Origin of the sequence: Brevundimonas sp. TWP1-3, from assembly GCF_049896085.1 — a bacterium.
Lineage (GTDB): Bacteria > Pseudomonadota > Alphaproteobacteria > Caulobacterales > Caulobacteraceae > Brevundimonas.
In genome coordinates this window covers 346,580-359,233 of the sequence record NZ_JAFCTP010000001.1, presented here as the reverse complement: position 1 = coordinate 359,233, position 12,654 = coordinate 346,580, and the positions used below count along the sequence as shown (strand labels likewise).

Below are 12,654 nucleotides of genomic sequence, written 5' to 3'. Positions count from 1 at the left end.
CGACCGGGCAAGACGGCAGGATCGACAACCATCCCGAACGGGAGACGGACTTCATGACCTCCAAGACGCTCGCCATCGCTCCGACCGACCTTCAGCGCCGCAGCCTGCTGCTGGGCGCAGGGCTTCTGACCGGGTTCGCCGCGCTGGGCGTGTTCGACGCCGCCCAGGCCCAATCGAACCTGTCGGCCGACGACCGCGCCGTGGTTCAGCAGGCGCAGGGCTATCTGCAGGCCCTGACATCGGCGCAAGGCACGTTCACCGAGACGGGACCCAACGGCCAGAGCCGTCAGGGGCGGTTCTATCTGCAACGTCCAGGCAAGATGCGTTTCGAATACACCAACCCCGCAGGTCTTCTGGTGGTGTCGGACGGCTATAACGTCAAACGCTACGACCCTCGCCTGAACACCTTCCAGCAGGTGCCGCTGGGCCGCACGCCCCTGTCCACCTTCCTGGCGCGCAACGTCCGGCTGGACCAGGGCGTCCGCATAGAGCGCGTGACGCGAATGGCGTCCGGCGCCTTCGCCATCACCGCGCGCGACGCCAATCGTCCGAACGACGGACAGGTGATCCTGGCCTTCGCCGGCAATCCGATGCGCCTGCAGGAATGGACCATCACCGATCCGCAAGGCGCGCGCACCCGCACCCAGCTGACGGCGTTGCAGCCGGCGTCGAACCTGTCGGCGCGACTGTTCCAGCTGACCGACCCGACGCGTCGTCCCGGCCGAAACTAAAAGGCCTGGGGGGCAGGTGACCATTCCTCAACCCCTGTTCCTCTAGACTGGCCGCATGAGCGCGACCGCCCCGCCATCGCTGAAATGGATCGTGGCGGTCGGCTTCGGCGCCTTCGCCCTGTTTATGCTGGGCGCGCTGGTGATGGAGCCGGCGGTGCATCGCCTGATCGAACCGGCGGATGACCCCGCGCCGCATCGCCCGTCAAGCCGGGTCGAGGTCGGGGACGCGGTGCTGGCCGGCCGATACGCCACGGCCGGATCGACGTTGGTGGTCCAGATCGAGGGCGGCGAGCTTTCAACCGGCACGGAGGGGACGCTGAAGTCCGAGCCGCATCGCCTGGTCCAGGCGGATCAGCAGGCCAGCGTCTCCACGACCTTCGCCGACGCCATGACCGTGCCGACCCAGGCGCAGATCGAGATCCGACGTGTGACGGCGGAAGAAGACACCCGGCTTTGCGCGGGGCATCCCGTCGGCTGGCTGGCGCTGGCGGTGCGGCGCGACGGCTTCGTCATGATGCCGGTCCGACAAGGGCCGCCGCCCGGCGCCCTGACGCCCGACGATCGGCTGTGCGCGGTGCTGGACCTGAGCCGATGATGCGAGGGCTGTTGCTGGCCGCCTTGGTCGGGGCGGTCGCGGCGCTTCTGACCTGGACGAAACCGGGCGATGCGAAGCCCACCGGCGCGCCGGACACCATTGTCGTTCAGGTGCTCGACAACGGGTTTCATACCGATCTGGCCGTGCCGCGCGAGGCGCTGGTGCGACGCGGCGGCCCTCTGGCGCGCGCCGTCGCGGGGCTGACGCCCGGCGACTGGATCCTGATCGGTTGGGGCGATGCGAAATTCTATGTCGATCAGAGCCCCATTTTGAATCGCCTGCCAGACGGCGCCCGCGCCTTCCTGCATCCCCGCAACCGTTCGGTCCTGATGCTGGACCCGCGGAGCATCGATCCGCGTCTGACCTATGGCGAGGACAGCGCTACCCTGACCCTGACGCGCGCCCGGTTCGACCGCCTGGCCGCCCGCGTGGAGGCGTCGCTGGACCTGTCGGACGGCGCGCCCCGCATCGCCGCAGCACGCCCCGGCGACGACGCCCGCTTCTTCGCCAGCCGCGAGACCTTCTCCATCCTGCACCTGTGCAACCACTGGACGGCGGACGTGCTGAACGCCGGCGGGGTTCCTGTCCGTCCGGTCCAGTCGATCACCTCGGTCGAGGTGATACGGTCGGTGCGGGCGGCCGAACAGGAGCGAAAACTGGACATGAGGCCGTCGCGAGACTAGACCGCCCGACTTTCGCTTATCCGGCCGGGTCCGAGCCCCGGCGGGCGAACAAGAAGGAGAGGCCGATGGCCCACAAGCAGTTTACCCGCAGTTCCTCCAGCGCCAGCCCGGCAGGAAAAGCGCCCAGCCAGCGCCAACTGCGCGCCGGCGAGCTGATCCGTCACGCCCTGGTCGACATCCTGCGCGAGGAGGATATCCGCGACGAGGCCCTGGCCGACGTGTCCATCACCGTGACCGAGGTTCGCCTGTCGCCGGACCTGAAGCACGCCACCTGTTTCGTCGAACCCCTGGGCGCCGGCGTCGAGGCCGCTGCGACCAACGGCCATGAGAGCGAGATCATCAAGGCGCTGAACGTCCACGCCAAGTTCATCCGCGGTCAGCTGGGCCGTCGCCTGGACATGAAGTTCACGCCCGACCTGAAGTTCCGCCACGACGAGAGTTTCGGCGCCGCCAACCACATGGACAAGCTGTTCGCCGATCCGCGCATCCAGGCCGACCTGGCGGCACGCGACGACGAAGGGGACGACGCTTGATTGAGCGGCCTCAAGCAGCGCGAAGCGCGGTTGGCCCAGCCTTGCGGCCTCAAGCAGCGCGAAGCGCGATAGGCTCAGCATAATGGCCCGCAAGAAGAAGGGCGACATCGTCGACGGCTGGGTCTGCCTGGACAAGCCATTTGAGATGGGATCGACCGAGGCGGTCAGCCGCATTCGCCGCCTGTTCAACGCCCAAAAGGCCGGTCACGCCGGGACGCTGGATCCGCTGGCCAGCGGCATCCTGCCCATCGCCCTGGGCGAGGCGACCAAGACCGTGCCGATGATGATGGAGGCGCAGAAGGTCTATCGCTTCACCATCAACTGGGGCGTCTCGACCGACAGCGTGGACCGCGAGGGCGAGATCATCGGCCGTTCCGACGTGCGACCCACGGTCGAGGCGGTGAAGGCGGCGCTGCCGGCCTTCGTCGGCGAGATCGACCAGACCCCGCCCCGCTTCTCGGCCATCAAGGTGGACGGCGCCCGCGCCTATGACCTGGCCCGTGACGGGGTGGAGTTCGAACTTCAGTCCCGCCGCGTGACCATCCATTCGGCCGAGGTCAGCGACGCGCCGGACGCCGATCATGTCGAACTGACGATCCGCACCGGCAAGGGCGTCTATGTCCGCTCGCTGGCGCGCGACCTGGCCGTCGTGCTGGGCGCCGAGGGTCATGTGTCGGCTCTGCGGCGCGAACTGGTCGGGCCGTTCAGCACGCAAAACGCCGTCACTCTGGATTCTCTGGAGGAAATGGTGCATAGGGGCGCCGCCTCGGAAGGCTTGCTTGCCGTTGCGACCGCTCTGGACGACATCCCGGAGCTGGCCGTGACAGAACAGGACGCCTTCTTGCTTCGGCAGGGACGCCCGATCGTTCTGCTCCCCCGTCAGGTGGAAACCCTCAAGGATCGCCTTACCGGCGGTTCGCGCACGGTTTCAGCCTTTCAGGGCCAGACCCTCGTCGCACTCTGTCAGTTGCGGGCCGGCCGGTTAGAACCCGACCGCGTTTTCAATCTTTCCTGATCGCCTGATCAGGGGACTCCAACCCGGCCTCAAGTAGCGCGAAAGCGCGGTAGGCCATCAAGGGAGACTTTCGATGTCGGTTACTGCTGAACGCAAGCACGAGATCATCGCCGATAACGCCCGCACCGCTGGCGACACCGGCTCGGCCGAGGTTCAGGTCGCAATCCTGTCGGAACGCATCGCCAACCTCACCGAACACTTCAAGACCCACAAGAAGGACAACCACTCGCGTCGTGGCCTTCTGAAAATGGTGTCGCAACGTCGCCGCCTGCTCGACCACCTCACCAAGGTCGACGCCGATCGCTACCAAGCGCTCATCGCCAAGCTGGGCCTGCGCCGCTAAGGCGTCGGATCAGTGTAGAATATGCTTTACGAGGCGCGGACGGTCACGTCCGCGCCTCGTTGTGCAACTAGACACGACCTGTGCGCCGCAGGACTTACGGCGCAGTTGCGAGGGCCATGCCGGTCCTCTCCCGGTCGATCGCGATGGCGCGGCGACCTCTGGATCGAAGGACTGAACGCCGACGCATCCGCCCCATGATGGGACCCCGCGCGGAATACGCCGCCCGGGATACGAAAGACGAAATATGTTCGATATCAAACGCAAGACGATCGACTGGGCCGGACGCCCGCTGACCCTGGAAACGGGCCGCATCGCCCGCCAGGCCGACGGCGCCGTGCTGGCGACCTACGGCGAGACCGTGGTTCTGGCCACCGTCGTCTATGGCCGCTCGCCCAAGCCCGGCCTGGATTTCTTCCCCCTGACGGTCAACTACCAGGAAAAGACCTTCGCCGCCGGCAAGATTCCGGGCGGCTATTTCAAGCGTGAAGGCCGTCCGACCGAGAAGGAAACCTTGGTTTCCCGCCTGATCGACCGTCCGATCCGCCCGCTGTTCGTCAAGGGCTTCAAGAACGAGACCCAGGTCGTCGTGACCGTGCTGCAGCACGATATGGAGAACGATCCGGACATCGTCGGCCTGGTCGCCGCCTCGGCCGCCCTGACCATCTCTGGCGTGCCCTTCATGGGCCCCATCGGCGCCGCGCGCGTCGGCCTGATCGACGGCGAGCTGGTGCTGAACCCGCACATCGACCTGATCGCGACCTCGGACCTCGACCTGGTGGTCGCCGGCACCCAGGACGCTCTGATGATGGTCGAATCCGAAGCCAAGGAGCTGTCGGAAGAGAAGATGCTGGAAGCCCTGATGTTCGCGCATGCGGGCATGCAGCCGGTGATCGACGCCATCATCGAACTGGCTGAACACGCCGCCAAGGAGCCCTTCGACTTCCAGGCCGAAGATCATTCCGACGTGGTCGCCTCGATCAAGTCGCTGGTCGGCGAGGACATCAAGGCCGCCTACACCCACCCCGGCAAGTACGACCGCCGCTCGGGCGTCGACGCGGCCAAGAAGACCGCCGCCGCCAAGCTGGTGAAGACCGACGAGAACCCCGACGGCGTCGACGGCTCCAAGTTCTCGGCCGCCTTCAAGGAATGCGAAGCCGAGGTTCTGCGTCGCGACATCATCGAGAACGCGCACCGCGTCGACGGCCGCGCCCTCGACAAGGTCCGCGCCATCGTGTCGGAAGTCGGCGTCCTGCCGCGCACCCACGGTTCGGCCCTGTTCACGCGTGGTGAAACCCAGGCCCTGGTCGTCGCCACGCTCGGCACCGGCGAGGACGAACAGTATATCGACAGCCTGTCGGGCACCTACAAAGAGAGCTTCCTGCTGCACTACAACTTCCCCCCCTATTCGGTGGGTGAAGCGGGCCGCATGGGTTCGCCCGGCCGTCGCGAAATCGGTCACGGCAAGCTGGCCTGGCGCGCGGTTCGTCCGATGCTGCCGTCGAAGGAAGACTTCCCCTACACCATCCGTCTGGTCTCCGAGATCACCGAGTCGAACGGCTCGTCCTCCATGGCCACGGTCTGCGGCGCTTCGCTGGCCCTGATGGACGCGGGCGTTCCGCTGATCCGTCCGGTCTCGGGCATCGCCATGGGCCTGATCCTGGAGCCGTCGGGCGAGTTCGCCATCCTGTCGGACATCCTGGGTGACGAAGATCACCTGGGCGACATGGACTTCAAGGTCGCCGGCACCTCGGAAGGCATCACCAGCCTTCAGATGGACATCAAGGTCGCCGGCATCACCAAGGAGATCATGAAGCAGGCTCTGACGCAGGCCTCGGCCGGTCGCCTCCACATCCTGGACGAGATGTCCAAGGCCATGGACGCGCCGCGCACCGAACTGGGCGAGCACGCGCCGAAGATCGAAACGGTCAAGATCCCGGTCGACAAGATCCGTGAAGTGATCGGTTCGGGCGGCAAGGTCATCCGCGAGATCGTCGAGAAGACCGGCGCCAAGATCGACATCGGCGATGACGGCACCATCAAGGTCGCCGCCAACGACCAAGAGAAGATCGACGCCGCCAAGGCCTGGATCCAGTCCATCGCCTCGGAACCGGAAGTCGGAACCATCTACTCCGGCAAGGTCGTGAAGGTCGTCGATTTCGGCGCCTTCGTGAACTTCTTCGGCGCCAAGGACGGCCTGGTCCACGTGTCCCAGATCGCTCTGGAACGCGTCGCCAACCCGGCCGACGTCCTGTCGGAAGGCCAAGAAGTGAAGGTCAAGTTCCTGGGCTTCGACGATCGCGGCAAGACCAAGCTGTCGATGAAGATCGTCGATCAGACCACGGGTGAAGACCTGACCGACAAGATCAACGCCGAACGCGCCGAGCGTGGCGAAGAGCCTCTGTCGGACGACACCGGCGGCCGTCCCAAGCGCGAAGGCGGCGGTGATCGCGGTGGCGATCGCGGACGTCGTCGTCGCGACTAAGCGACTGCGTATTCAAGACTGATGAGGCCCGGCGGAGCGATCCGCCGGGCCTTTTTCTTTGGCCGCACAATGCAGAGATCGGGGGCCTGTCTGGAATTTCACTTGCCGCGCCCGCGCCTGCGGTCTCCATTGCCGCATCCAATTTCGAGGGGCCGTTCCATGTTCGATCGTCGTCGTCTTCTTCAGTCCGCCGCGCTGGGCGCCGGCCTGGTCGCCGTGGGCGGTCCCGCCTTCGCCCGTAAAGCCGCCCCCCAAGGCGACGCCGCCGCCCAGCTCAAGACCTTCATGGACGCCACGTTCGAGCAGACGTTGGACAAGAGCCCCGAGGTCGTCACCATGTTCGGCCTGGACAAGGGCGACCGCGCCGCCGCCAAGTCCAAACTGACCGCGCCCACACGCGCAGAGGAAGACGACCAGCGCGCCTTCACGCGTCGCCAGCGCGCCGAACTGGCCCGGATCGACCGCACCAAACTGGATGCGCGCAACGCCAACTACTACGACAGCCTGGCGCAGAATCTGGACGGGGTGATCGCCACCTTTGACATCCCCTATGGCCAGGGCGGATGGCCCAATCCGTACCGGGTCAGCCAGCAGGGCGGCGCCTATCAATCCACGCCGGACTTCCTGGCCAATCAGCACACCATCGAGACGGCCGCCGACGCCGACGCCTATGTGGCGCGGGTCAACGCGTTCGCCGACGTGCTGCAGGCCGAGACGGACCGGGTGAAGGAGGAATATGCGCTCGGCGTCATTCCGCCGGACTTCATCCTGGCCAAGGCGATCCGCCAGCAGGACGGCTTCCTGGCGACCCCGGCGGCGACCTCGCCCCTGGTGCAGTCGGTCGTCGATCGCGCGCGCGCCAAGGGGCTGACCGGCGACTGGGGCGCCCAGGTCGAGCGGCTCGTGGCGGAGCGGGTCTATCCGGCTCTCGCCGCCCAGAACGCCGTGCTGAAGGCCGCCCAGCCGAACGCCGTGCACGAGGCCTCGGTGCGTCGCCTGCCGCAGGGGGAGCAGTATTACGCCAACAGCCTGCACTACATCACCACGACCCGGCTGACGGCGGACGAGATTCACCGCACCGGCGTCGAGCAGATGGCCGATCTGACGGCGCGCGCCGATGTGCTGCTGAAGGCGCAAGGGTTGACGCAGGGCTCGGTCGCCGAACGGATCAAGGCCCTGGGGGACGATCCGAAATACGTCTACGCCAATACCGACGCCGGCAAGGCCGAGCTGATCGACAAGCTGAACGCGCAGATGGCCGACATGCAGGCGCGGCTGCCGAACGCCTTCGGTCGGTTGCCCAAGGCCAAGGTCGAGATCAAGCGCGTCCCGCCCGAGATCGAGGCCGGCGCGCCCATGGGCTATTACAACTCGCCCAGCCTGGATGGGACGCGGCCCGGCATCTACTGGATCAATCTGAAGGACACGGCGGAATGGCCGTCCTGGACCCTGCCGACCCTGACCTATCACGAGGCTGCGCCGGGCCACCATCTGCAGATCAGCCTGCAACAGGAGAGCGAGTCCGCGCCCCTGCTGATGAACCTGTTGGGCTTCTCCAGCTATGTCGAGGGCTGGGGCCTTTACGCCGAACAGCTGGCCGACGAGATGGGCGCCTATGAGAACGATCCGGTGGGTCAGATCGGCTATCTGCAGTCGCTGATGTTCCGCGCCGCCCGCCTGGTGGTCGACACCGGCATCCATTCCAAGGGCTGGAGCCGCGAACAGGGCATCCGCTACATGATGGAGGCCTACGGCGATCAGGAGGGGGCAGCGACGTCCGAGGTCGAACGCTATTGCGGCTGGCCGGGCCAGGCCTGCGCCTACAAGGTCGGGCACAACGAATGGGTCCGCCTGCGCGAAAAGGCCAAGACGACGCTGGGGCCGAAGTTCGACATCAAGGGCTTCCACGACACGGCCCTGGCCGCCGGCGGCGTGCCGCTGTCGGTGCTGGAGCGGATCGTGGACGGCTGGGTCGCGACACAGGCCTGATGAACATCCCGGCCGCGCCGGGCCGACGTCGAAGACAAGCAGGGACCGCATCGGCGCGGCGCGGTCCCGTCACCGAGAGTTCACCGCATGATCGATCGTCGCCGCCTTCTGCTGACCGCCGCCGCCACAGCCGCAGTCGCGCCCTCTCTGGCTCAGGCCCAAGCCGCCGCGACCGATGCGGATGGGCGGCTGAACAGCCTGCTGGACGGCTGGTTCGAGGCGGACATCGAGGAGAACCCGGAGGGCGCGACGAACCTGGGCCTCGACCGGGGCGCACGGGCAGGGCTGTCGTCGAAACTCAGTGAGGCGGGACCGGACGCCATCCGCAAGGATCGTGCGAAGGCCGTGACGCGCTGGGGTCAGCTCAGCGGCTTCGATCAGTCCGGCCTGTCGCCGGCCGGATCGCTGAACTACGCCATCGCCGCCTTTGGCGCCGAAACGGCGGCCCAGACGGCGCGCTTCGACTATGGGGCAGGGCCGGGCCGGCCGTCGCCCTATATCGTGACCCAGCTGGCGGGCGCCTATTTCAGCACGCCGGACTTCCTGGACAACCAGCACAGGATCGAAGACGCGGCGGGGGCAGACGCCTTCCTCTCGCGGCTTGAGGCCTTCTCGGGCGTTCTGGAGGGCGAGACGGCCAAGGTCCAGGAAGACGCAGGCCTGGGCGTGATCCCGCCGGACTTCATCATTGATCGCATGTTGCCGCAGATCCGCACCCTGCGCGACACGCCCGCCGCCGACATGGCCATGCTGAAGTCGCTGGCGCGCAAGGCCGGCGGGCTGAACCTGACCGGATATGACGCCCGCGCCGCCGCCATCGTGGACCAGAAGATCAAACCGGCACTAAGCGCCCAGATCGCGGCGCTGGAGGCGTTACGCCCCCGCGCGACCCATGACGCCGGCGTCTGGCGCCTGCCGGACGGCGAGGCCTTCTATGCGGCCGGACTGAAGGCCAATACGACCACCACGCTGTCGGCCAAGGAGATTCACGCCCTGGGCCGCGAAAAGGTCGCCGAGATCAGCGCCGAGATCGACGCCATCCTGAAGGCCCAGGGCTATACGCAAGGGACCGTCGGCGAACGCATCCAGGCCCTGAACAAGGAGCCGGCCCAACTGTTCGCCAATACGGATGCTGGCAAGGCCGAGCTGCTGGCCTGGCTGAACCAGCTGGTCGCCGATCTGGAGCCGAAACTGCCGCAGGTGTTCGGCCGCCTGCCCAAGTCCCACGTCGAGGTCCGGCGCGTGCCCGTCTCGATCCAGTCGGGCGCGCCGGGCGGCTATTACCAGGGACCGCCGCTGGATGGGTCGCGACCGGGCGCCTATTACATCAACCTGCGCGACAGCGGGAACTGGCCACGTTTCGCCCTGCCGACCCTGACCTATCACGAGGCGTCGCCGGGGCATCACCTGCAGGTGGCGCTTCAGCGCGAGTCCGGCGAGTTGCCGCAATGGCGTCGCGCGGGCGGCTTCTCGGCCTATAACGAAGGCTGGGCCCTGTACGCCGAGGCGGTGGCGGCCAACGATCTGGACGTCTATGCGGCCGATCCGCTGGGCCGGGTCGGCTTCCTGATGTCCTATCTGTTCCGGGCCGTGCGGCTGGTGGTGGACACCGGCCTGCATTCCGAGCGCTGGAGCCGCGAACAGGCGGTCGAATATATGGCGGCCTCGGGCGCCAAGCCGCTGGACGCGTCCAACAGCGAGATCAACCGCTACTGCGTCTGGCCCGGCCAGGCCTGTTCCTACAAGGTCGGCCACACCGTCATAGCCCGCCTGCGCAAGGAGGCCGAGGCCACGCCCGGATTCGACCTCCGCGCCTTCCACGACAAGGTGCTGGCGAACGGCTCCCTGCCGCTGGCGGTGCTGGAGCGGATCGTGGGTGAAAAAGCCTAGTCGGCGACGGTCAGGCCGTCGGCCTTGCGCAGGCGGTTGTGGATGTCGGTGGCGGCGACGGCGGCCTCTGCGGTCGCCACGGCGATCTGGTTGAGGCCGCGCACCACGTCGCCGGCGGCGTAGAGACCCGGCACGCTGGTCGCCTGGTGCAGATCGACCTCCAGCCGGCCGTCGCCTGACAGGCGGGTGCCCAGCCCCTGGGCCAGTTCGGCGTTCGGCGACGTGCCCAGCGCCGAATAGACCAGGTCGAAGGCGCGGGTCTGGCCGCCCCAGGTCAGGGCGGTCACGCGGTCCTGTTCCAGCTCCACCGCCTCCAGCGGCGCCAGGATCAGTTCGACGCCCAGCCTGTCCAGCTCGTCGCGGCGCGAGAGGGCGTCGGCGGGGCCGATGTGGATCAGCGTCACCCGGTCGGAATAGGTGCGCATGAAGGCGGCTTCGCGCGCGCCCTTGTCGCTGTGGCCGATGACGGCGACCGCCTTGTCCGTGGCTTCATAGCCGTCGCAGATGGGGCAGACGCGGACCAGCGACCGTTGCACGGCGCGCTCGACGCCCGGCAGGTCGGGGTGATGATCGACGACGCCGGTCGCCAGCAGCACGGCGCGGGCGTGGATGGCGCGGCCGTCCACCTGGGCGACGAAGCCGTCGCCGTCGCGGGCCAGGGCCTCGACCCGGCCGGGCATGACGACCGCCCCATATTCCTCGGCCTGTTCGCGCATCCGCTTCAGGATGTCCGAGCCGCCGATACCGGCGGGAAAGCCCGGCATATTGTGGCTGACGGGGATCCAGCAGGCGCGCGGTTCGCCCGCGTCCACCACCAGGGTCCGCCTGCGGAAGCGGCCGAGATAGGTCGCCGCCGTCAGACCGGCCGGACCCGCGCCGATGATCAGGACCTCCGGGTCGTTCACTGCGTGCGCCAGGCGACGGGCCACAGGTCGGATCGCACGCCCGCGCATTGGCCCATCGTGCTTTCCTCCGTCAGGACGAAGCGGTCGCCGGTCCAGGCCCATGTCTGGGCCGATCCACAGTCGCCGATGCCGCGTCCCTTGGCGAAGGCCGACAGGGTGCGGGTCTTGGGATCATAGGCCCCGTTGACGGTGGAGTTGTCGGCCATGACCGGATCGGCGCCGGGTCCGGCCGTTCCGGCAAGGATCGCAGGACGGGCGTCGCGGCCGCCCGGTCCCGTCAGATACCAGTTGTGGGTGACATTATAGGCCCCTGCACCGCACGGCACGCCCCACAACTCGGTGCGGGCGTCCAGGCGGGCGGACATGACCATGTCGCTGATCGCCGGCATGGCCGATTCCTTCAGGCAGGTTCCGACCTCGGTGCGGGTGCGAAGGGCGGCGGGGACGGTCTGGTTCACGTCGCCGAAGCCCGCCTGATCCACGGCCGGGGCGCGCGTGACCGTCGGCAGGGGCGGGGCGACCGGGACGGAGGAGGCGGGACGGTCGCCCCGACGGATCAGGGCCGTGGTGGTGTTCAGGCGGCCCTGTTTCTCGTCGATCCACAACAGGGCGGCGGCGGCCCCGTGCAGGGAGACGTCCTGGGTCGAGGCGCCGCCGCGAATGGTCATGACCTTGCCCTGAGCCATGGCGTCGATCGCGGCGCGGGCGTCGGTGCGGATTTCTCCGATCGGTGCTTCCGCCTCGCCCTCCGAGCTGAGCGTGGAGTCAAAGGCGCGACCGTCGATCGTCAGCGCGATCTGGCCGGGACCCTTGGCGTCGCTGTCGGGCCAATAGCCGAACAGGATCTGGGGCTGGGCGTCCGGGCCGGTCGCCAGGGTGATGCGCACCCAGCCTGCGGCGAACTCGGGCGCGAAGCCGAAGGCCCAGCAGGTTCCGTCGTTGCCGCAGGTCGCGCTCCAGTCGCGGAACGACTTCGTCTCGCTGCGGATCTGAAGCACGGGCGCTGCGGCGGCAGAGGCGGCGGTCGCAGGCATGGCGACCTTGGGCGCAGCGGGCGCCTTGGCGGCGTCCTTGTCGCCGCAACCGGCGACGGCGAAGGCGGACAGGGCCAGGGCGGAAAGCGCGACGCCGCGAGACAGGGTCTTCATGCCTTTTTCAACTCCGACGGCTTGTGCGCCGCGCGCGCACCAGTCTTGGCGCTCTCGACGATATACTCGGGATTGTCAGGCGAAGCTGCGACCTTGTGGCCCTTGATGTGCGTTTCGGAGGTGACCTTCTTGACGACCTTGCCGGTCGTCGTGCCCTGGCTGTGGTCCCACTTTACGCGGTCGCCGGCCTTGAACGTCTTGTCGGGCATGGCTGCGCTCCCTGCTGTGTCGCTTCCTGTTCAGCGATCAGCCTGCGCATCAGTTCCGCATCGATCACGGGCGGGACTTCGCAGAAGGTGACGATCCACCGATCGACCAGATCACGTTCCTCCTTCGTCAT

Annotated in this window: 12 protein-coding genes; 9 read left to right on the top strand and 3 right to left on the bottom strand. The window is 67.6% G+C overall.

Annotated elements, in window-relative coordinates; genetic code table 11:
• Positions 1–53: 53 nt before the first annotated feature.
• The 9 genes from ACP693_RS01860 to ACP693_RS01820 all read left to right on the top strand — a co-directional run bounded on the left by ACP693_RS01860 (position 54) and on the right by ACP693_RS01820 (position 10,261).
• Positions 54–731, top strand: coding sequence for a LolA family protein (locus tag ACP693_RS01860; protein ID WP_135194253.1), 678 nt, complete (start codon positions 54–56; stop codon positions 729–731).
• A gap of 55 nt (positions 732–786) precedes the next feature.
• Positions 787–1,326 (top strand): hypothetical protein, encoded by a 540-nt coding sequence (locus tag ACP693_RS01855; RefSeq protein ID WP_426019380.1) that lies wholly within the window; start codon positions 787–789, stop codon positions 1,324–1,326.
• Positions 1,323–2,009: a DUF2459 domain-containing protein gene (locus ACP693_RS01850; protein WP_426019383.1), complete on the top strand. Its 687-nt coding sequence runs from the start codon at positions 1,323–1,325 to the stop codon at positions 2,007–2,009. The genes ACP693_RS01855 and ACP693_RS01850 overlap by 4 nt, the downstream gene beginning before the upstream one ends.
• A 65-nt stretch (positions 2,010–2,074) precedes the next feature.
• Positions 2,075–2,542, top strand: a complete 468-nt coding sequence (rbfA, locus tag ACP693_RS01845; protein ID WP_426019386.1) for a 30S ribosome-binding factor RbfA — start codon at positions 2,075–2,077, stop codon at positions 2,540–2,542.
• Positions 2,543–2,624: 82 nt separating this feature from the next.
• Positions 2,625–3,557 carry a tRNA pseudouridine(55) synthase TruB gene (gene truB / locus ACP693_RS01840; RefSeq protein WP_426019388.1) on the top strand — a complete coding sequence of 311 codons (933 nt, stop codon included), beginning with the start codon at positions 2,625–2,627 and terminating at the stop codon, positions 3,555–3,557.
• 73 nt (positions 3,558–3,630) lie between these two features.
• On the top strand, positions 3,631–3,900 hold the full coding sequence (gene rpsO / locus ACP693_RS01835) for a 30S ribosomal protein S15 (RefSeq protein ID WP_135194257.1): 270 nt from the start codon (positions 3,631–3,633) through the stop codon (positions 3,898–3,900).
• 244 nt (positions 3,901–4,144) lie between these two features.
• Entirely contained in the window at positions 4,145–6,382 is a 2,238-nt protein-coding gene (pnp, locus tag ACP693_RS01830; RefSeq protein ID WP_426019391.1) for a polyribonucleotide nucleotidyltransferase, read from the top strand.
• A gap of 159 nt (positions 6,383–6,541) precedes the next feature.
• Positions 6,542–8,371, top strand: coding sequence for a DUF885 domain-containing protein (locus ACP693_RS01825; RefSeq protein ID WP_426019393.1), 1,830 nt, complete (start codon positions 6,542–6,544; stop codon positions 8,369–8,371).
• An 87-nt stretch (positions 8,372–8,458) separates the two neighbouring features.
• Positions 8,459–10,261 (top strand): DUF885 domain-containing protein, encoded by a 1,803-nt coding sequence (locus tag ACP693_RS01820; RefSeq protein ID WP_426019396.1) that lies wholly within the window; start codon positions 8,459–8,461, stop codon positions 10,259–10,261.
• Here ACP693_RS01820 and ACP693_RS01815 read toward each other — a convergent pair.
• The 3 genes from ACP693_RS01815 to ACP693_RS01805 are packed head-to-tail and all read right to left on the bottom strand — an operon-like array spanning position 10,258 to position 12,523.
• On the bottom strand, positions 10,258–11,166 hold the full coding sequence (locus ACP693_RS01815; protein WP_426019398.1) for an NAD(P)/FAD-dependent oxidoreductase: 909 nt from the start codon (positions 11,164–11,166) through the stop codon (positions 10,258–10,260). The genes ACP693_RS01820 and ACP693_RS01815 overlap by 4 nt on opposite strands.
• Positions 11,163–12,314, bottom strand: a complete 1,152-nt coding sequence (locus ACP693_RS01810) for a DUF1176 domain-containing protein (RefSeq protein ID WP_426019401.1) — start codon at positions 12,312–12,314, stop codon at positions 11,163–11,165. Before ACP693_RS01810 ends, ACP693_RS01815 begins: the two co-directional genes overlap by 4 nt.
• Positions 12,311–12,523, bottom strand: a complete 213-nt coding sequence (locus ACP693_RS01805; protein ID WP_426019403.1) for a DUF2945 domain-containing protein — start codon at positions 12,521–12,523, stop codon at positions 12,311–12,313. Before ACP693_RS01805 ends, ACP693_RS01810 begins: the two co-directional genes overlap by 4 nt.
• Between the last annotated feature and the right edge of the window lie 131 nt (positions 12,524–12,654).